This window comes from Mesorhizobium sp. M0772 (genome assembly GCF_040320135.1).
Lineage (GTDB): Bacteria > Pseudomonadota > Alphaproteobacteria > Rhizobiales > Rhizobiaceae > Mesorhizobium.
Window position 1 is genome coordinate 54,851 of sequence record NZ_JAMYPB010000004.1, and the last position, 19,303, is coordinate 74,153.

Consider the following 19,303-nt stretch of genomic DNA (forward strand, 5'->3'; position numbering starts at 1 on the left):
GCACAAGGGAGGAAATCATTATGCGCAAGACATTGACCAGCCTGCTTGCTGGTATCGGCTTAGTACTTGCCTGCGGAACGTCCGTCTACGCGCAGGACAAGGAGCTCACCATCTTTTGGGCGGAATGGGATCCGGCCAATTATCTGCAGGAACTCGGCAACGAGTACGAGAAGGAAACCGGCGTCAAGATCACGGTGGAAACCACGCCCTGGTCCGACTTCCAGACCAAGGCTTTCACCGAGTTCAACGCCCATGGCGACGCCTATGATATGGTCGTCGGCGACTCGCAATGGCTCGGCGCCGGCTCGACCGGCGGCCACTATGTCGACCTGACCGACTTCTTCAACAAGCACAAGCTTGGCGAAGTGATGGCGCCGGCAACGGTGAAATATTACGCCGAATATCCGGGCGGCAGCAGCAAGTACTGGGCGATCCCGCTCGAGGGCGACGCTGTCGGCTGGTCCTATCGCAAGGACTGGTTCGAGGACCCGAAGGAAAAGGAAGCCTTCAAGGCCAAGTACGGCTACGATCTCGAGGTGCCGAAAGATTTCAAGGCGCTGCGCGACATCGCGGAGTTCTTCTATCGGCCGGATCAGAAGCGATACGGCATCGCCATCTACACCGACAATTCCTATGACGCGATGGCGATGGGCTTCGAAAACGCGCTGTTCTCCTTCGGCGGCGAACTGGGTGACTACAAGACCTACAAGGTCGACGGTTTCATCAACTCCGACAAGGCAATCGCCGCACTCGACGCCTACAAGGAACTCTACACGTTCACGCCTCCGGGCTGGGCCAAGTCGTTCTTCGTCGAGGACAATCAGGCGATCACCGAAAACCTGGCCGCGATGAGCATGAACTACTTCGCGTTCTTCCCCTCGCTGATCAACGAGGCGTCGAACCCGAACGCCAAGAACACCGGCTTCTTCGCCAATCCTCCAGGCCCGAACGGCGATCAGTTCGCCGCACTCGGCGGTCAGGGCATCTCCATCGTTTCCTACTCCAAGAAGCAGGAAGAGGCGACGAAGTTCCTTGAATGGTTCATCAAGGACGAGACCCAGAAGAAGTGGGCGGCGCTCGGCGGCTACACCTGCAGTGCCGCCGTGCTCAAGTCGGAGGAGTTCCAGAACGCCACGCCGTACAACAAGGCCTTCTACGAGACCATGTTCAAGGTGAAGGACTTCTGGGCGGTGCCGGAATATGCCGAGCTGCTGCAGCAGCTCAACCAGCGCGTCTATCCCTACATGATCGGCGGCGAAGGCACCGCCAAGGAAACGCTGGACGCGCTCGCAGGCGACTGGAACGCGACGTTCAAGAAATACGGCCGCGGCCAATAAGCAGCTTTTCTCGCGGAGGAGGCATCCGTGCCTCCTCCGTTCTTTTTTCCGAAACGGGAGCAGGGTCTTGGCGACCACGATGATCACCACGCTGGACACTTCCTCGCGGGCCGCTGCACGCGGCTTGAGCGACATGTCGATCCGCAACCTCTTCATAATCCCGACGATCCTGTTCCTGATCGTCTTCAACATTTTCCCGCTGATCTATTCGCTGGGCTATTCCTTCACCGATTTCCGCGCGTCGACCAACGCGCCGGCGAATTTCGTCGGGCTGCAGAATTATCGCGACCTGCTCAACGACCCCTATGTCTGGTCCAACTTCGCCATCACCGCGAAGTACGTCATCATCTCGGTCGCGGGTCAGCTGCTCGTCGGCTTCGGCGTGGCCATGCTGCTCAACAGGGATATTCCCCTCAAGGGTCTCATCACAACGCTGCTGCTGCTGCCGATGATGCTGTCGATGGCCGTCGTCGGTCTGTTCTGGAAATTGCTCTATGATCCGTCATGGGGGGTCATCAACTATGCGCTTGGCCTCGGCAATTTCGAGTGGCTGGCCGACCCCAAGATGGCGCTCTATGCGGTTGCGCTGACCGACATCTGGATGTGGTCGCCCTTTGTCATGCTGTTGTCGCTGGCCGGCCTTTCAGCGGTGCCGAAGCATCTCTACGAAGCAGCGGCGATCGACCGCGCCGGACCGTTCTACACCTTCTTCCGCATCACGCTGCCGCTGGTCGCGCCGATCCTGATGATCGCGGTCATCTTCCGCACCATGGAAGCGTTCAAGACCTTCGACCTCGCCTATATCCTGACCAGCCAGCCGACGGCCGAGCTGATCTCTATCCGGCTGTACAAGATGGCGTTCCAGGAATGGCAGACCGGGCGCTCCTGCGCGCTCGCCTACATCGTGCTGATCATGGTGCTGGCCATCACCAACATCTACGTCAAGTACCTCAACAAGGTGAAGGAGCGCTGAGATGGCCGCCGTCCGCACTTCTTCCGAAATCGGCTTCAATCGCGTCGCCATCGTCGCCGTCCTTTTGGTGACGATCATCTTCCTGGCGCCGATCTACTGGATCGCCTCGACGGCGTTCAAGCCGCGCAACCTTGCCACGACCATCCCGCCCACGGTGGTGTTCCAGCCGGAGATTTCGCCCTTCGTCAAGCTGTTCACCAAGCGCTCGCAAATGCGCAACCCGCCGTCGCCGGAAGAGTATGCGGCGGCACCCTGGTGGGAACGTGTCGTCTTCGATGGCGGTGAAAAGATCGTGCGCGACGGCAAGGGCCAGGTGCAATGGTCGGGCTATCCGAGCCGCTTCATGAACTCGCTGATCATTGCCATCACCTCGACGGTGCTGGCTGTCGGCATGGGTACCTTCACCGCCTACGGCTTCTCGCGCTTCAAGGTGAATGGGGAGGCGGATCTGCTCTTCTTCATCCTGTCGACGCGCATGCTGCCGCCGGTGGTGGTCGCGATCCCGATGTTCCTGATGTACCGGGCCGTCGGCCTCAACGATTCCCATATCGGGCTGATCATCCTTTATACCGCCTTCAACCTGTCCTTTTCGGTGTGGCTGATGAAGGGGTTCATGGACGAGATCCCGAAGGAGTATGAAGAGGCAGCGCTGGTCGACGGCTACACCCGCATGGAAGCCTTCTTCAAGATCGTGCTGCCGGAGGCCGCCACCGGCATCGCCGCGACCGCGGTTTTCTGCTTCATCACGGCGTGGAACGAGTATGCTTTCGCGCTGATCATGACCAACCGCCGCGCCCAGACGGCGCCGCCCTTCATCCCCAGCCAGGTCGGCGCCGGCCTGCCCGACTGGACGGTGATCGCCGCCGGAACCTTCCTGTTCCTGCTGCCGGTCGCAATCTTCACCTTCCTGCTCCGCAACCATTTGCTGCGCGGCATGTCCTTCGGAGCGATCCGCAAATGAGCTTTCGAGCCATCAACCAGAAATATCTCGAACCGGGGTCTCAGGTGCTGATGGTCCTCGGCATCATCGCGCTTTGCCAGCCGTGGAACCTGCTGCTGCACAGCTATGGCGTGACCATCATCCTGATCGGCCTGATCGGCTTCAACATCACCTCGAAGATCGCGCCGGCGGAGAAGGCCGGTACCGGCCAGGTGCGCAATCCGGGAGCAGAGCATTGACCCAGATTGAGCTTCGCGGCGTCCAGAAATTCTTCGGTGCGGTCCAGGTCATCAAGGACCTCAACCTCAAGATCGACGACAACGAGTTCATCGTGCTGCTCGGTCAGTCGGGTTGCGGCAAGACGACGACATTGAGGGCGGTTGCCGGGCTGGAGACGATCGACGGCGGTGACATCCTCATCGACGGCAAGCCGGTGCAACACCTCAAGGCCGCCGACCGCGACATCGCCATGGTGTTCCAGTCGTTCTCGCTCTACCCGCATATGAGCGTCTATGAGAACATTGCTTTTCCCTTGCGCGCGACGCGCAAGAGCAAGGCCGAGATCGATAGCGAGGTGCGCTCGGTCGCCAAGACGCTGCAGATCACGGAACTGCTGGCCAAGAAGCCGTCGGCGCTGTCGGGCGGCGACATGCAGCGTGTGGCCATCGGCCGGGCTCTGGTGCGGCGGCCGAAGGCGATGCTGATGGACGAGCCGATCGGCGCCCTCGACGCCAAGCTGCGCGAAGAGATGCGGGCCGAGATCAAGCGGCTGCACATCAAACAGGGCTCGACCACCATCTATGTCACGCACGACCAGATCGAGGCGATGAGCCTCGCCGACCGCATCGTGATCATGCATGAGGGCGTGCTGCAGCAGGTCGGTTCGCCCGACGAGGTCTATTCGCATCCGGCCAATCTGTTCGTGGCGCAGTTCGTCGGCAGCCCGGTGATGAACGTCGCCGATGCCGCGATCGCCGAGACCGCATCGGCGGCCTCGGTCACCGTCGGTGGCGCTGCCGCCGGCTTCGAATTTCCGCGCACGCTTTTGTCCAAGCTCAACGGCCATGCCGGCGGCCAGCTGGCGCTCGGCATCCGGCCCGAAGGCGTGCTGGTGCGCCATGAAGCGGCGGAGGGTTTCTTGCCGGTCGAGACACAGATCGTCGAGCCGCTCGGCTCGTTCGACATTGTCGATCTCAAGGTCGGCTCCAAGATGCTGCGCGCGCGCACCAAGAGCGGCTTCGTCGGCGGCCCGGGCGAAAAGGTCTTCGCCAGGATCGATCCGACGCAAGCACATTTCTTCGACACGGCAAGCGGCAAGTCGCTTGAGGTGAGGCTCTGATGGCTCATATCCAGCTCAAGAATATTTCCAAGAGCTTCGGCAACCACACCGCACTGGCCGGGCTCGATCTCGAGATCGCCGATGGCGAGTTCTTCGTGCTGCTCGGCGAGACCGGCGCCGGCAAGACGACGACGCTGCGCATGATCGCGGGTCTCGAAAAGCCGACCGAGGGTCAGGTGTTGATCGACGGCGTCGACGTCGCCGACTGGGGTGCGGCCGAGCGCGACGTGGCGCTCGTGCTGCAGCAATATTCGCTCTATCCGCGCTATACGGTCCGCGAAAATCTCGAATTTCCGCTGAAGCCGAAGATACGTCGGCTGCCGGATGCCGAGATCAAGGACCGTGTTGCGCGGGCGGCCAAGACACTGCGGATCGAGCATCTGCTCGACCGCAAGACTGACCGCCTTTCAGGCGGCGAAATGCAGCGCGTCTCTATCGGGCGCGCCATCGTGCGCAAGCCGCGCGTGTTCCTGATGGACGAACCGCTGTCGGCGCTCGACGCCAAACTGCGCGAGGCGCTGCGCACGGAACTGAAGAACCTGCAGATCCAGCTTGGCGCCACCTTCCTGTTCGTCACCCACGACCAGATCGAGGCGATGTCGATGGGCGACAAGGTGGGCGTGCTCAACCATGGCCGCATCATCCAGACCGGCACGCCGTACGAGATCTATAACAATCCGCGCGATACCTATGTGGCGAGCTTCGTCGGCTCGCCGCCGATGAACCTGATCGATGGCAAGCTGGTCAACGGCCGCGCGGTGATGGCGCCGCTGAATTTCGAACTGCCTTTCTCTGGGGGTGCCAAGGCGGGCGGTGCGACCGACGGTCGCCCGCTCGTCTTCGGTATTCGACCTGAGGATGTGTATCTTGAAAGCGGTGCGCCGGTCGAGGCACGCGTCCACGATGTCGAGAACCATGGCGTGGAAAAGATCCTGACTCTGCGGGTCGGCGACACGACGCTGCGCGCCACGGTGCCGGCCAGAACCGATGTCCAGATCGAGCAGCCGGTGCGCTTTGCCTGGAATCAGGACAAGGTGGTGCTGTTCGACAAGGGCAGCGGCGTGAGCTTGCGGCACGCCAGCTAATTTAGACTACATCCACTCCCAACTTGCGCAGCGGCCCATCACGGTTTTCGGGCCGCTGTCTTGGTGATGGCTGCAACGAAGCACTTGAGGCTTTCCTCGACATAGGTGGCCACCTCGATCGTCGGGTCAAAACTCCACCACAGCAGTGAGCCCTGCCAATGCGATGCCATCAGCAGGCCGATGTCGCGCGGGGTGTCGGGCGTTCCGGCGAAGCAAGCTGCAAGGGCCTCGCTCAGGAACGCTTTCCAGGCGGCGCCCCGCGCCCTGAGCACGGGGTCGCGCAGATCCTCGCGCAGCACGAGCAGGCCTTCGGCATAGGCTTCGATGCCGCCATAGCCCTGCGATAGTCCCACCAGAAGCTCGATGGCGCCTGCCGGGGTTTTGGCAACCGTGGCCGTCAGCATCCTGGTCTTGTCGTCGAGACCGCCCCAGGCACAGAGCAAGGTGCGCTGCTTCAGCTGCGCCTTGTTTCCAAAGCGCTGCACCAGTGTCGCGCCCGAGAGGCCGCAGGCCTTTGCCAGCCGCTCAAAGGTGAGCGCCTCGGGGCCTTGATCGTGAATCAATCGCAGCGCGGCTTCCAGCACCTGCTCGTCGGATTGCGTTTTTGGTCGAGTCATCTTGACATCCAGATATAACCGAATGATCATATATATATAATGTGAGCGGCGAAGGCCAGCTGGATTAATCATTGTTTCGTTTGGGAGCGTACCATGACATTGCAGGGAAAAGTCGCTTTGGTCGCCGGCGCCACGCGTGGCGCAGGGCGGGGAATCGCGGTTGAGCTCGGTGCCGCCGGCGCCACCGTCTATGTCACGGGGCGCACCACACGCAGCCAGCAATCCGACTATGCCCGGCCCGAAACCATCGAGGAGACGGCGGAGCTGGTTTCTTCGCATGACGGCAAGGGCATTGCCGTGCAAGTCGATCATATGGTGACTGATGATGTGCGCAGTCTGGTCGAGCGCATCCGGGCCGAACAGGGTCGGCTCGACATTCTGGTCAACGATGTCTGGGGCGGCGAAAAGCTGTTCGAGTGGAATAAGCCGGTCTGGGACCACAATCTGGAAAACGGCCTGCGCCTGTTGCGGCTCGGCATCGACACGCATCTGATCACCGCGCATCATGCGCTGCCGCTGATGATCGAGCGGCCGGGCGGGCTGCTGGTCGAGGTCACTGACGGCACCGCCGAGTACAATGCCGATCACTATCGGCTGTCGCCGTTCTACGATCTCGCCAAGGTCGCGGTGAACCGAATGGCATGGGCACACGCCAAAGATCTTGCTGCGCATGGCGCCACCTCGGTGTCGCTGACGCCCGGATGGCTGCGTTCCGAAATGATGCTGGAGGCGTTTGGCGTCACTGAAGACAATTGGTGCGACGCCACCGCCAACGTGCCGCATTTCGTCATTTCCGAAACGCCGCGCTTTGTCGGCCGCGCGGTCGCGTCGCTTGCGGCGGATCCGGATCGTGCGCGCTGGAACGGCCAGTCGCTGTCCAGCGGTGGGTTGGCGCAGATTTATGGCTTTACCGATCTCGACGGCTCACGCCCGGACGCCTGGCGCTATGTTCCGGAGGTACAGGACGCCGGCAAACCTGCCGATGCGACGGGTTACCGGTAAGCTTAGACCGAGCGGCCATCGAAGTCGAAAATCGACAGACCGGCAGCATCAATATCCGCAACGCAGTTAAGGTTGACGTAGGCGCTGCGTTCGTTGCCCTGACTGACATCCTCGGCGAAGGGATGGATGCCGCAGGTCCGGCAGAAGCGATGCGCCAATACGTGATTGTTGAACGTATAGGTGCCGAGATCATCGCCCCATGCGAGCACCTTCAGGCTGTCATGCGGGATGGCGCATAACAGCACGCCCTTGCGCCTGCACATCGAACAATTGCACCGCACGGCGCCGGTCAGTTCGGCTTTGAATTCGAACGCTACCTTGCCGCAGTGGCAGCTGCCTTTGTACAGCATCAGTCTCTTCCTATCGCTGGCAGGTGCAAAGGCACGCTGTCCGGGTTATTCCTTCCGCTGACTAGCGGCCCATATGCCTTAAAGACGCTCCACCTTGACGGAATCCGACATCGACATGCAATCAATCCGCGATCGTCTCGAGATCATCCTGTCACGTCTTGCCAATTGCGCGGCAGGCGAGAAGGTGTTCACCAAACTCTATGCCGAGGCGGCGCGCGCAGCGGCCGAGGCCACCGATGCGCGCAAGAAGGCCGGCGTATCGCTCGGGCCGCTCGACGGCGCCATCATCTCGATCAAGGATCTGTTCGATGTCGCCGGTGAATCGACCACGGCCGGTTCGCTGATGTTGAGGGACACCGCGCCCCGTCGGCACGACGCTGCGGTCGTCAACCGTCTGCGCCAGGCCGGCGCCGTCATCATCGGCAAGACCAACATGACCGAATTCGCCTTCACCGCCATCGGCGACAACATGCACTACGGCACACCGGGCAATGCCGCCGACACCAGCCGCATTCCGGGCGGTTCGTCGTCGGGCGCCGCCGTGTCCGTTGGCGAGGGGACGAGCGACATTTCCATCGGCTCCGACACCGGCGGTTCGGTGCGCATCCCGGCATCGCTGAACGGCGTCGTCGGTTTCAAGCCGACGGCGCGGCGCGTGCCGCTGACTGGTGCCTATCCCCTTTCTGCGACGCTGGATTCGATCGGGCCGCTGGCGCTGAGTGTTGCTGCGTGTGCCCTGGCTGACGCCGCGATGACGGGCGAGCAGATGCCGCAACTGCACCTGCCGTTAGCGCTTGCCGGGCTTCGTGTCGGCATTCCGCGCGGCCTGCTTTTCGAAGACACGGAAACGGAGATTGCCGCCGCGTTCGATCGCAGCCTTGCCGGGATCGAGCAGGCAGGCGCGTGGCTCACGGACATTTCGATCGACGACCTCATTGCCGATCTGCGCCTGGCCACCAAACGCGGCTCGATCGCGGCCATGGAAGGTTCTGAAATCCATGCCGACTGGCTGGCGACGGGCGCATCGGTGCCGGTCGATCCCCATGTCAGCGGGCCGCTGTCGCGGGCGGCGGCCATACCGACGCCGGTTTATATCAGGGCAATGCGTCGTCGCGCGGCACTGTGCATAGCCATGGACGAGCGGTTGGGTTCGGTCGATGTGCTAGCTCTGCCGACCACGCCGGTGACAGCGCCGACTATCGTTTCGATGGCCGAGGATACGGCTCTGCGTGAACGCACCGAAGGTCTGCTGCTGCGCAATACCCAGGTCGCCAACCAGTTCGACCTCTGCGCGATCTCGCTGCCGATGCCCGGCATGACGCTGCCGGCCGGACTGATGCTGGTGGCGCGCAATGGCCACGACCACCATCTGCTGCGCATCGCGGCTGAAGTCGAGCGGCTGCTCCGATAGGCAGCGAGCCGTAGGTCGGCAGTCAACGTGCCGCGCAGCGCTTGCGCTCGCTTTTCTTGGAGGAGCGTTCGATTTTGGTAACGACCAGCATCGGCGGATCGTTCGGCTGGCCGCGATGCTGGATCGATCCTCGGACGACGAGTTTTCCAGCATAAAGCTTGTCGGAGAGGTCAGGTGCCGATCTGTCCAGCGGCGGCAATTCCGTAGTGTTGAGCTCCACGCCTTTAACGACATTGCCGGTGGTCAGATCCAGCGCATTGCCTGACGGGCAGGGCGCCATCATGCAGACGATCCCATTGCTGCAATAGACATAATCGCTGCTTTGTGCCGCCGCGAGCGAAGGTAAGGCCACGATCGACGACACTGCCAGAACCAGAGATGCGAAGCGAAAACCGGACATGGTTCACGCGTCCGCAGGAAACCGTCTGCGGTAATGCTCGACCACGTCGGGATTGCGCAGATTGACAGGCAGCCGGTTGGCCAGCACCAGCAAGGTCTCGCCGGCCGCGCCCACGCCCATGCGCATCATCGATTGCTCGGTAATCCCCGCCATATGCGGGGTGACGATAACATTGTCGAAACCGAAATAGGGATGGTTTGCCGGCAGCGGCTGCGTGGCAAAGACGTCGAGTGCGGCGCCGCCGATCCGGTCTTGGCGCAAGGCCTCGATCAGCGCCTCGTCGTCGATCACCGGTCCGCGCGAAATGTTGATCAAAAGCGCGTCCGGCTTCATGCGGGCAATGCGTTCGCGGCTGATCAGGCCGCGCGTTTCCGGCGTCAGCGGGCAGCAGAGCACGATAATGTCGCTCTGTTCGATCAGCGCATCGATCGACAGGAAGCCGATCCTGTCGGGTGCCGGCTGCATGCTGCGGGTCGTCGCCACGACGTCGAGGCCGAAGCCGTGCGCGGCGATATGGGCGACCGCCTGACCGATGGCGCCGAAGCCGATGATGCCGATGGTCTTGCCGGCAAGCTCGCTGGCATGGCTGGCGTGGTCGCGGCCGGCATTCCAGCCCTTGGCGCGCAAGTCGCGGTCGACCGAACGGAAGCGCCGAAGCAGGGCAAGGGCCGCGAACATCACATATTCAGCGACCGAACGCGCATTGACCGCCGGCACGTTGGCGACCAGCACGCCGGCCACGGCCGCGGCCTCCATGGGCACCATGTCGAGCCCGGCACCGTGGCGGACCGCTGCTCTGAGTTTCGTGGCGTTTTCGAACAGCGACGGCGGCAGCGGTGCGCGAACGATGATGACGTCGGCATGCTTCGCCTCGGCGGTCAGCGTTGCCGCATCGAGCGCTGAGGCGACGACGAGTTCACCGGCGCCCGCCAGCATTGCGGAGGCACGCGGATGCAGCGTGTGCGTCGACAGGATTCTGGGCATGGGGCTCTCGTGTTTGTCGCAAGCGAAAGCGCTGCGCGCTTTCCCGGGAAAACCGTTTCACACTTTTCCTGGAATTGCTCTAGGCTTTCTCAAATGCCAGGCTTTGCGCTTGCGCCTCGCGGCCCTCGATGATCCCCTTCCAGTAGCTTTCCGCGCCTTGCAGGTGGGCGCTCATCAGCGCCTGGGCGAGATTGCCGTCGCGACGCAGCAGCGCCTCGTAGATCTGGATATGCTCGGCATGCGAGCGCACTGAGCGCTCGGGATCGTTGAAGTAGATCGGCAGCCGCTGCTCGCCCATCAGGTAATAGACGCTGCAGATATTGTGGAAGACGCCGTTCTTGGTCGCCCGCACGATTTCGAGGTGGAATTCGCGGTCTTCCTTGGCGAGGCCTTCGCCGGCGGCGATGCACTCCTCCGAGGCTTTCAGGATCTCCCGCAGGCGTTCGAAATTCTCTTCGGTGGCACGCGAACAGGCAAGTTCGGCGGCCTTGATCTCGTGGATCTTGCGCAGTTCGACGGTCTCGTAGATCTGCACCGGATCGAGCGGCAGGCCCGCGCGGGCGAAAAGAGCCAAGGCTTCTACACTGGCCTGCCTGGTGTCGACATAGATGCCGGATTTGGCGCGGCGCTCGACGATGCGCATGGCCTCCAGAATGGCCAGCGCCTCGCGGATCTGGCCGCGGCTGACACCGAAATGCTCCGCCAGCTCGCGCTCCGAGGGCGTGCGGCCGCTCTCCTTGTCCGAATGGGCGAACAGATAGGCGGCGAGTTCGGCGAGAAGGTTCTTTTCTTTCATCGTCAACCGCGTTGCGCGTGCGCCTCCAGGAACCGCTCCGAAATGGTGAATCCCAGACCCGGCTTTTCAGGGATCGCTATCATACCGTCCCTTGCTTCGACAGTCTCTTCGATAAGATCGTGGATCATGGGGTTGGCGCCGAGCGAATATTCGACGGTAAAACTGGCAGGCGAGGCCGCACAAACATGCAGGCCGGCGAAGAAGCATGGCGCGCCGGCCCACAGATGCGGGGCAAAGCGCAGATTGAAGGCACTGGCGATGGTGCCGATCTTCATCGCCTCGCTGATACCGCCGCAAAAGGCCGGATCCGGCTGGAAGATGTCGGCGGATTTCAGCACCGCGAGATCGCGGAAGGCGTAGCGCGTCGCTTCGCTTTCGCCGGTGGCGATCGGGATCGAACCCGAGGCGCGCACCTCGGCCATACCAGCCTTGTCGTCGGCGATAACAGGCTCCTCGAACCAGGCGAGGTCGAGATCGCTGGCCAGGCTGATGAAGCGCTTGGCCTCGGCCACCGTATAGGTGCCGTGCGCGTCGACCATCAACTCGACGTCAGGACCGAGCGCCTGCCGTGCGGCGCGGACGCGGGCGGCGGAAATGTGCGGGGCGCCGTCCATGGCGCCGACGCGCATCTTCAGCGCCTTGAAGCCGCCTTTGGCGATGTAGGATTTGAGCTGCTCGCCGATAGCGTCGGCGGCAGCCCAGCCGCCGGAGGCGTAGGCCGGCATGCGGTCGAGCTTGCGGCCGCCGATGAGCCGCCACACCGGCTGTCCCAACGACTTGCCCAGAATATCCCAGAGCGCGATATCGACGGCGCTGATTGCCGCAATGCTCATGCCGCGCCGCGCCAGCTGCGGCATGGCATGGCCGGCGCGCGCGGCACTGTCATGGCGCACGCCGTTGTAGAGCAACTCCCAGATCATGCCGATGTCGGCGGGGTCGCGGCCGATCAGCTGCGGCCCGACCTCGTGATTCAGCATGTAGACCAGCGCACCATAGCTGCCGGCGCTGCCGGCGGCGTTCTTGCCCTCGCCCCAGCCGATCAGCCCGTCGTCAGTCTCAATGCGCAGGATGGCGGCGTCGAACGTCGTCACCTGGCCAAAGTCGCTGCGATGCTGCTTCGCGGCCTCAATCGGCACGCGGACCCACCACGCCTGGACCGTTTTGATGCGCATCCCGATCGGCTACTTGATCAGCGGCAGCAGCGTTTCGGCCGTGATGCGCATCTGGTCGGTGTAGAATTTCTCCGTCAGCACGCTGGAGCCGTGATCCTGGATGAACTTCAGCTGTTCGGGAGAAATGTCGACCGGATTGCGCTCGACCATGTCGGGATAGGGCGCGGCGGGTGTGCGGTCGACTGGCGCGACAAATTCGTTCGTCAGCGCGCCGTCATAGCCGACTTCCTTCAGCGTCTGCACGATCCGTGGCCAATCAATCTGGCCAAGGCCGGCGGCAAAGCGGTTGTTGTCGGCAACGTGGAAGTCGAACAGCCGTTTGCCGACCTGACGGATCGCGTCATGGACGTTAAATTCTTCCATATGGATGTGATAGGCGTCGAGGCAGACGCCGCATTCGGGGCTGACCGCATCGGCCAGGGCCAACGCCTGCGCGCCGCGGTTGAACAGATAGGTCTCGAAGCGGTTGAGCGGCTCGACCGCGATCTTGACGCCGACCTTCTTGGCATGGGTGAAGCATTCGCGGGTGGCGTCGACCACCCACTTCCATTCCTCTTCCTCGGTGCCGTCCGGTACCACTTTGCCGACGGTCGCGGGCACCAGCGTTATGATCTCGCCATCAAGTTCGCTGACCATGGTCAGCACGTCCTTGACGTACTGCACCGAGCGTTCGCGCTGGCCCTGGTCCCTGGCGGCAAGGTTGCGTTCGCCCAGCATCAGCGTCACCGACCCCCAGCAGCGGATGCCGTACTCTTTCAGCAGCGCGCGGGTCTCCTTGGTCTTGTATTGCTCGGGCTCGCCGGAAATCTCGATCGACTCGTAGCCGAATTTCTTGATGCGCTTCAGCGTCACCTCCAACGGTTCCGCGCGCATCCAGTTGTGCGTCGAAAGATGCATGGTCTATCCTTCCCAGAATTCGTCTGTGCCAGTTCGCCTGCGATGCGCCCCACAAGGCGCGTCGCGTGTTTCCTCCCCAAGGCGCTCCAGCGTTTTTGCGCAACTGGTTCGACCAATTGGGCCCTAATGGAGGTCTACAGCAATTTTTGTCGCGCGGCAAGAACCGCCGCCATGCGATACCGGCATCTGTGTACCGTATTGATTATGCTGGTATATATCGCCAAAAATGGAATGCCCTGGCAGCTTTGCGCGCGAGTCAAATGGCTTGACCCATTTTCGGTATTTGGTAATACCAGAATGCCGATACGAGAATGCACATCGCAAGAGACCAAAGAGGCTGGCCCTGCTTTCATCAGGCGCTATGCTTGGTCCTTGGAAAAATGAATTGGGAGGATGCCGATGCCGTCGACAATGAAGGGTCCGGGGCTGTTTCTGGCGCAGTTCGCGGGGGATACCGCGCCGTTCAATTCGCTGGGCTCGATCACCAAATGGGCGGCCGGTCTCGGTTACAAGGGCGTGCAGATCCCGACCTGGGATGCACGCCTGTTCGACCTCAAGAAGGCGGCATCTTCCAAGACCTATTGCGACGAGGTGAAAGGCATCTGCGCGGATGCCGGCGTCGAGATCACCGAACTGTCGACGCATCTTCAAGGGCAGCTGGTGGCGGTGCACCCGGCCTATGATGCCCAGTTCGACGGCTTTGCACCGCCTGCGGTGCACAACAACCCCAAGGCCAGGCAGAAATGGGCGGTCGAACAGATGGAGTTCGGCGCCAAGGCCTCGAAGAATCTTGGCCTGAAAACCTCGGTGACTTTTTCCGGCGCTCTGGCCTTCCCGTATCTCTATCCCTGGCCACAGCGGCCGGCCGGGCTGATCGAGGAGGCCTTTGCCGAACTCGGCAAGCGCTGGAAGCCGATCCTCGACGTCTATGACGAGAACGGCGTCGACGTCGGCTATGAGATCCATCCCGGCGAGGACATCTTCGACGGCGCCACCTTCGAAATGTTCCTCGATGCGGTTGGCGGCCACAAGCGCTGCAACATCAACTACGACCCATCGCATTTCCTTTTGCAGCAGCTCGACTATCTCGAATTCATCGACATCTATCACGAGCGGATCAAGGCCTTCCATGCCAAGGATGCCGAGTTCAATCCGACGGGGCGGCAAGGCGTCTATTCCGGCTATCAGAGCTGGACCAATCGCGCGGGGCGATTCCGCTCGCTTGGCGACGGGCAGGTCGATTTCGGCGGCATCTTCTCCAAGCTTACCCAGTATGGTTACGATTCCTGGGCGGTGCTGGAGTGGGAGTGTTGCCTCAAGCATCCGGAGGACGGCGCGGCCGAAGGCGCGCCCTTCATCCAGCACCACATTATCCGGGTGACGGAAAAGGCCTTTGATGATTTCGCCGGCGGCACCACCGACAAGAAGATGCTGCGCGCCATGATGGGTATTTGAGACAAGCAGGAGAAAGACATGGTCGGCGCATCGAAGTCGGAAGCGGGAGGCGGCCCGATCCGCTATGGCATGGTTGGCGGCGGCCAAGGCGCCTTCATCGGCGCGGTGCACCGGATCGCGGCGCGCATGGACAATGACTTCGTGCTGGTGGCCGGCGCCCTGTCGGCCAATCCCGAGCGCGCCAAGGCTTCCGCCGCCGAACTCGGTCTCGACCCGGCGCGCAGCTACGCCTCCTATGCCGAGATGGCCAAGGCCGAGGCCACGCGCCCGGACGGCATCGAAGCGGTGGCGATCGTCACCCCCAACAATGTGCACGTGCCGGCGGCCAAAGCGTTTCTCGAGGCCGGCATCCACGTCATCTGCGACAAGCCGCTGGCGACGACTTTGGCCGAGGCCAAGAAGCTCGCGGCCGTGGTTGAAAAGACCGGCAAGGTGTTCGTGCTGACGCACAATTACACTGCCTATCCGATGATCCGGCAGGCGCGCGAGATGGTGGCCAAGGGGCAGCTTGGCGACATCCGCATCGTTCAGTCCGAGTACCCGCAGGACTGGCTGACCGAGGATCTTGCCGCCACCGGCCAGAAGCAGGCGGCGTGGCGCTCCGACCCCAAGCAGGCGGGCGCGGGCGGCGCGCTCGGCGACATCGGCACGCATGCCTACAATCTGGCGCGCTTCGTCTCGGGTCTGGAGCTCGATTCCCTGTCGGCCGATCTCGACGCTTTCGTGCCGGGGCGGCTGCTCGACGACAATGTCAATGTCATGCTGCGCTTCAAGCCGGTCGGCAAGGTGCATCCGGCCAAGGGCATGATCTGGGCGAGCCAGGTGGCGCCCGGCCACGAGAACGGGCTGAAGCTGCGCATCTACGGCTCGAAGGGCGGCCTGGAATGGGTGCAGGCCGATCCGAACTATCTCTGGTACACGCCGTTCGGCCAGCCCAAGCAGCTGCTCACCCGCAACGGCGCCGGCGCGCTGCCAGTTGCGGGGCGCGTCAGCCGCGTTCCGTCTGGCCATCCGGAAGGCTATCTCGAAGGCTTCGCCAACATCTACCAGGAGGCGGCGCGGGCGATCCGCGCGGCACGCAAGAAGGGCGGCAAGCCGGGCAAGGACGTGGTGTTCCCGACCATCCAGGACGGCGTCGAAGGTATGGCGTTCATCGAGGCCTGCGTGAAGTCATCGAAGAAGAACGGGGCGTGGACGAAACTTTAGGGAGCGCCTGCGCCAAGTCTCTTCTCCCTTCGGGGAGAAGGTGGCCGCGAAGCGGCCGAATGAGGGCGCATGGTGCGAGGTGCGAAAGAAACCAGCGCGCGCCGTCAAACGGGGAGGGGCTGTCGATGAAAATCGGCATGTGCATGTTTTTGTGGACGACTTCCGTGTCTAAGAAACACGAGCCGTTGCTGCGCGACATCAAGGCGACCGGCTTCGACGGCGTCGAGATACCGATCTTCTCAGGCACGCCAGAGGACTACAAGAAGCTTGGCGATTTGCTCGACCGCATCGGGTTGGAGCGCACGGCTGTTACGGCGATGGGCGACCCGGCGATGAATCTGATTTCGCCGGATGCCGCGACCCGCAAGGCCGGCATCGGCTACATGAAATGGGCGATCGATTGCGCCCAGGCGCTCGGCGCGAGTACGCTGAGCGGGCCGCTGCATTCGACGCTCGGCGCCTTCTCCGGCAGCGGGCCGACCGCTGCCGAGAAGAAGCGCTCGATCGCCTCGCAGCGCGCCATTGGCGATCATGCCGGCAAGCGGAACATTACCATCGGGTTGGAGGCGCTCAACCGTTTCGAGTGCTATCTGCTGAACACGATGGCCGATCTGTCCGAACACGTCGACGCCATCGACCGGCCGCACATCAAGGCGATGTACGACACCTTCCACGCCAATATCGAGGAGGCCGACCCGATCGGCGCCTACATGAAGCACCGGCGGAATGTCGTGCACATCCACATTTCGGAGAACGATCGCGGCGTGCCGGGGCGCGGGAACATTCCGTGGAAAGAGACTTTCTCGGCCATCCGCAAGAGCGGCTATGACGATTGGCTGACGATCGAGGCGTTTGGCAGATCGCTGAAGGATCTGGCGGCGGCGACCAAGGTGTGGCGGGATTTTTCCGAGACGCCGGAGGCAGTTTATCGCGAGGGATACAGGCATATCAGGGATGGGTGGAAGCGGGCGGCTTAGCCGCTCACTTCCTCATCCACGGGCGGAGCGGGAGCGCAGCGGACGCGGAGACCCGAGGACCCATGCCGCGACTGTCGCGCGCCGCAGCGGTGCAGGTAGGAGATGCGAATGGACGCCTCTTTTTGCACCGCTGGATTTTAGCGCAGACGTCACCGAATGAATCCTCGGGTCTGCGCCGCGTCGCTTCGCTCCTTGCAACGCCCATGGATGAGGAAGGGACCGGGCTTTTCGCAAATCGCCGCGGTATGCGATCTGCCTCAACTCGGCACTTATCGCTCCACCAGATTTTTTCGGATGTCTTGCCCCACCTCGATCACAGCCTTGATCAACCCCGATTTCTCATGCGCCCAGCGGGTGAGATCATCCGGCGTGCCGGCCAGCGTGGTGCGGTGGGTGACGAGTTTTGCCAGCGGCACGGCGCCGTTGCGGATCGAGGCGGCGACGTGGTCGAAATCGACTTTCAGCGCGTTGCGGCTGCCGATCAATGTCATTTCGCGCTTGTGGAATTCCGGGTCGGAAAAGACGATGTCATCCTTGACGACGCTGACCAGCACGAGCGTGCCGCCATGCGCGACATGGGCGAAGGCCGACTGCACCGAGGCGGTGTTGCCGGTGGCGTCGAAGACGACGTCGAACCCTTCGCCGCCGGTTGCCTCGCGCACCAGTTCGGCTGCCGCTTTTTGTGAACCGTCGAGCGTGGCGAAGCCGAGTTCGCCTTTTGCAAAATCCAGCCGCTCCGTGCTCATGTCGAGCAGGCTGACATCGAGCCCGGCGATGCGCGCAAACAGCGCTGCGCCAAGGCCGATCGGCCCGGCGCCGATGACCAGCGTGCGGGCGCCTGGTTCGGCGCGGGCACGCCGCACGGCATGCGCGCCGATGGCGAGGAATTCCACCGCCGCCGCGTCGGCCAGCGACAAGCCGTTTGCCGGATAAAGATTCTGCGCCGGCACCAGGATCTGCTCGGCCATGGCGCCGTCGCGATGCACGCCAAGCACTTCGATCCTGACGCAGCAATTCGGCTTGCCGTTCCGGCAGGCGATGCATTTTCCGCAAGCGAGATAGGGATTGATGATGACGGGCTCGCCCACGGCAAGGTCGACATCTTCGCCGGTCTCGACGACGGTGCCCGACACTTCATGGCCCATGATGCGGGGATAGGCAAGGAACGGGTGCTTGCCTTCGAAGATGTGGTAGTCGGTGCCGCAGATGCCGACATGGCTGACGGCAACCAGCGCCCAGCCGGCAGGCGGCGCTCCTGGCGCCGGCCGGTCTTCCAGGACAAGCTCGCCGGGCGAGCGGCAGACAACAGCTTTCATTCGGCAATTCCAGTGTTCAAAAAGGCGCCGGTCCGTTGTTGAGCGGACCGACACGGAAGGTCAGGGAGGATTACTTGCCGCGACGGCGCAGCCCGTCGAAATAGACGATGATTATGATCAGCGCGCCGGTGATGATGCGCTGCCAGAACGAGTTGACGTTGAGCAGATTGGCGCCGTTGTTGATGGTGGCCAGGATGAAGGCGCCGAGCAGTGGGCCATGCACCGAGCCGACGGCGCCGAACAGCGAGGTGCCGCCGATCACCGATGAGGCGATCGCCTGCAACTCCCAACCTTCCGCCTGGGTCGGGTTGCCGATGCCGATGCGCGCCGCCAGCAGCACGCCGACGAAGGCCGCGCATAGGCCCGACAGCGTGTAGGCCATGTAGATGGTGCGCTGGACATTGACGCCCGAGAGGCGCGAGGCCTCGGCATTGGATCCCACAGAGAAGAGATAGCGGCCCCAGCGGCTGTGGTGCAGGAAGATGTAGGCCGGGATACCGACCAGGATCACCATCCAGAACAGATTGGGGATGCCGACAAAGGAACTGCGCGAGAACGCGGTGAAGCTGTCGCTGTTGATGTTGATCGAATTGCCGTTGGTCATCAACAGGCCGATGCCGCGCAACGAGGTCAGCGTCGCCAGCGTGATGATGAAGGGCGGCAGGCCCATCTTGACGATGCCGAAGCCATGGAACAGGCCGATGGCAACGCCGACCAGCAGCGTCACCAGAATGGCGACCCAGATCGGGAAGCCGGCATTGATCATCATGGCGACAATGACGGTGGCGAAGCCGACCACGGCGCCGACCGAGAGGTCGATGCCGCCGGTGATGATGACGAAGGTCTGGCCGACCGCCATGATGGCGATCATCGAGCCCTGCCGCAAAAGATTGGCGATGTTGTTGGAGGAGGCGAAGCTCGGCGTCGCCACCGACAGCACGATCCAGAGCAGAACCAGCAACGCCAGAAGCGTCAGCCCGAACAGGACGTTGTAGTTCCGTTTCGGTTTTTCGATCGCGGCGGTTTCGATGCTCATGGTTCCTCCC

General features: G+C 62.6%; 20 protein-coding genes. 11 read left to right on the forward strand and 9 right to left on the reverse strand.

Going from position 1 to position 19,303, the window contains the following annotated elements:
- Window positions 1–20: 20 nt before the first annotated feature.
- From NKI06_RS03955 to NKI06_RS03980, 6 genes are all read left to right on the forward strand, one after another.
- A complete protein-coding gene (locus NKI06_RS03955) occupies window positions 21–1,337 on the forward strand; it encodes an ABC transporter substrate-binding protein (RefSeq protein ID WP_352984150.1) in 1,317 nt (438 codons plus the stop codon).
- A 67-nt stretch (window positions 1,338–1,404) separates the two neighbouring features.
- Entirely contained in the window at window positions 1,405–2,310 is a 906-nt protein-coding gene (locus NKI06_RS03960; RefSeq protein ID WP_023682997.1) for a carbohydrate ABC transporter permease, read from the forward strand.
- 1 nt (window position 2,311) lies between these two features.
- Window positions 2,312–3,271: a carbohydrate ABC transporter permease gene (locus tag NKI06_RS03965; protein WP_352984152.1), complete on the forward strand. Its 960-nt coding sequence runs from the start codon at window positions 2,312–2,314 to the stop codon at window positions 3,269–3,271.
- Window positions 3,268–3,489 carry a hypothetical protein gene (locus tag NKI06_RS03970; RefSeq protein ID WP_023669846.1) on the forward strand — a complete coding sequence of 74 codons (222 nt, stop codon included), beginning with the start codon at window positions 3,268–3,270 and terminating at the stop codon, window positions 3,487–3,489. The genes NKI06_RS03965 and NKI06_RS03970 overlap by 4 nt, the downstream gene beginning before the upstream one ends.
- On the forward strand, window positions 3,486–4,589 hold the full coding sequence (locus NKI06_RS03975; RefSeq protein WP_023683000.1) for an ABC transporter ATP-binding protein: 1,104 nt from the start codon (window positions 3,486–3,488) through the stop codon (window positions 4,587–4,589). The genes NKI06_RS03970 and NKI06_RS03975 overlap by 4 nt, the downstream gene beginning before the upstream one ends.
- Complete coding sequence (locus NKI06_RS03980) at window positions 4,589–5,674, forward strand: ABC transporter ATP-binding protein (protein ID WP_023740794.1); 1,086 nt, start codon at window positions 4,589–4,591, stop codon at window positions 5,672–5,674. Before NKI06_RS03975 ends, NKI06_RS03980 begins: the two co-directional genes overlap by 1 nt.
- Window positions 5,675–5,712: 38 nt before the next feature.
- On the opposite strand, the gene NKI06_RS03985 is transcribed toward NKI06_RS03980, so the two are convergent.
- Window positions 5,713–6,291, reverse strand: a complete 579-nt coding sequence (locus NKI06_RS03985) for a TetR/AcrR family transcriptional regulator (RefSeq protein WP_352624931.1) — start codon at window positions 6,289–6,291, stop codon at window positions 5,713–5,715.
- Between the two features lie 93 nt (window positions 6,292–6,384).
- Here NKI06_RS03985 and NKI06_RS03990 point away from each other — a divergent pair, with 93 nt between their 5' ends.
- Window positions 6,385–7,293: an SDR family oxidoreductase gene (locus NKI06_RS03990; RefSeq protein WP_352984154.1), complete on the forward strand. Its 909-nt coding sequence runs from the start codon at window positions 6,385–6,387 to the stop codon at window positions 7,291–7,293.
- Window positions 7,294–7,295: 2 nt separating this feature from the next.
- Here the strand turns inward: NKI06_RS03990 and NKI06_RS03995 are convergent, their stop codons facing one another.
- A complete protein-coding gene (locus NKI06_RS03995) occupies window positions 7,296–7,643 on the reverse strand; it encodes a GFA family protein (protein WP_023747011.1) in 348 nt (115 codons plus the stop codon).
- 115 nt (window positions 7,644–7,758) lie between these two features.
- Here NKI06_RS03995 and NKI06_RS04000 point away from each other — a divergent pair, with 115 nt between their 5' ends.
- On the forward strand, window positions 7,759–9,054 hold the full coding sequence (locus NKI06_RS04000; protein WP_352984155.1) for an amidase: 1,296 nt from the start codon (window positions 7,759–7,761) through the stop codon (window positions 9,052–9,054).
- Window positions 9,055–9,076: 22 nt separating this feature from the next.
- Here NKI06_RS04000 and NKI06_RS04005 read toward each other — a convergent pair whose 3' ends face one another.
- From NKI06_RS04005 to NKI06_RS04025, 5 genes are all read right to left on the reverse strand, one after another.
- The gene (locus NKI06_RS04005) at window positions 9,077–9,454 is read right to left on the reverse strand and encodes a hypothetical protein (protein ID WP_023692018.1); all 378 of its coding nucleotides are present in this window, start codon (window positions 9,452–9,454) and stop codon (window positions 9,077–9,079) included.
- A 3-nt stretch (window positions 9,455–9,457) separates the two neighbouring features.
- Window positions 9,458–10,438, reverse strand: coding sequence for an NAD(P)-dependent oxidoreductase (locus tag NKI06_RS04010; RefSeq protein ID WP_023737511.1), 981 nt, complete (start codon window positions 10,436–10,438; stop codon window positions 9,458–9,460).
- Between the two features lie 79 nt (window positions 10,439–10,517).
- Window positions 10,518–11,234, reverse strand: coding sequence for a FadR/GntR family transcriptional regulator (locus tag NKI06_RS04015; RefSeq protein WP_023683008.1), 717 nt, complete (start codon window positions 11,232–11,234; stop codon window positions 10,518–10,520).
- A gap of 2 nt (window positions 11,235–11,236) precedes the next feature.
- Entirely contained in the window at window positions 11,237–12,406 is a 1,170-nt protein-coding gene (locus NKI06_RS04020) for a mandelate racemase/muconate lactonizing enzyme family protein (RefSeq protein ID WP_023747013.1), read from the reverse strand.
- Window positions 12,407–12,415: 9 nt separating this feature from the next.
- Window positions 12,416–13,303, reverse strand: coding sequence for a sugar phosphate isomerase/epimerase family protein (locus NKI06_RS04025; protein ID WP_023692016.1), 888 nt, complete (start codon window positions 13,301–13,303; stop codon window positions 12,416–12,418).
- Window positions 13,304–13,702: 399 nt separating this feature from the next.
- Here NKI06_RS04025 and NKI06_RS04030 point away from each other — a divergent pair, with 399 nt between their 5' ends.
- The 3 genes from NKI06_RS04030 to NKI06_RS04040 all read left to right on the forward strand — a co-directional run bounded on the left by NKI06_RS04030 (window position 13,703) and on the right by NKI06_RS04040 (window position 16,941).
- Window positions 13,703–14,758, forward strand: coding sequence for a sugar phosphate isomerase/epimerase family protein (locus NKI06_RS04030; protein ID WP_023747014.1), 1,056 nt, complete (start codon window positions 13,703–13,705; stop codon window positions 14,756–14,758).
- Between the two features lie 18 nt (window positions 14,759–14,776).
- Window positions 14,777–15,964, forward strand: coding sequence for a Gfo/Idh/MocA family protein (locus NKI06_RS04035; RefSeq protein ID WP_023740804.1), 1,188 nt, complete (start codon window positions 14,777–14,779; stop codon window positions 15,962–15,964).
- Between the two features lie 125 nt (window positions 15,965–16,089).
- Window positions 16,090–16,941, forward strand: a complete 852-nt coding sequence (locus NKI06_RS04040) for a sugar phosphate isomerase/epimerase family protein (RefSeq protein ID WP_352984157.1) — start codon at window positions 16,090–16,092, stop codon at window positions 16,939–16,941.
- Window positions 16,942–17,210: 269 nt separating this feature from the next.
- Here the strand turns inward: NKI06_RS04040 and NKI06_RS04045 are convergent, their stop codons facing one another.
- Both NKI06_RS04045 and NKI06_RS04050 read right to left on the reverse strand, forming a co-directional pair.
- The gene (locus NKI06_RS04045; RefSeq protein ID WP_352984158.1) at window positions 17,211–18,257 is read right to left on the reverse strand and encodes a zinc-binding alcohol dehydrogenase family protein; all 1,047 of its coding nucleotides are present in this window, start codon (window positions 18,255–18,257) and stop codon (window positions 17,211–17,213) included.
- A 70-nt stretch (window positions 18,258–18,327) separates the two neighbouring features.
- The gene (locus NKI06_RS04050; RefSeq protein ID WP_023669818.1) at window positions 18,328–19,293 is read right to left on the reverse strand and encodes an ABC transporter permease; all 966 of its coding nucleotides are present in this window, start codon (window positions 19,291–19,293) and stop codon (window positions 18,328–18,330) included.
- Window positions 19,294–19,303 lie beyond the last annotated feature (10 nt).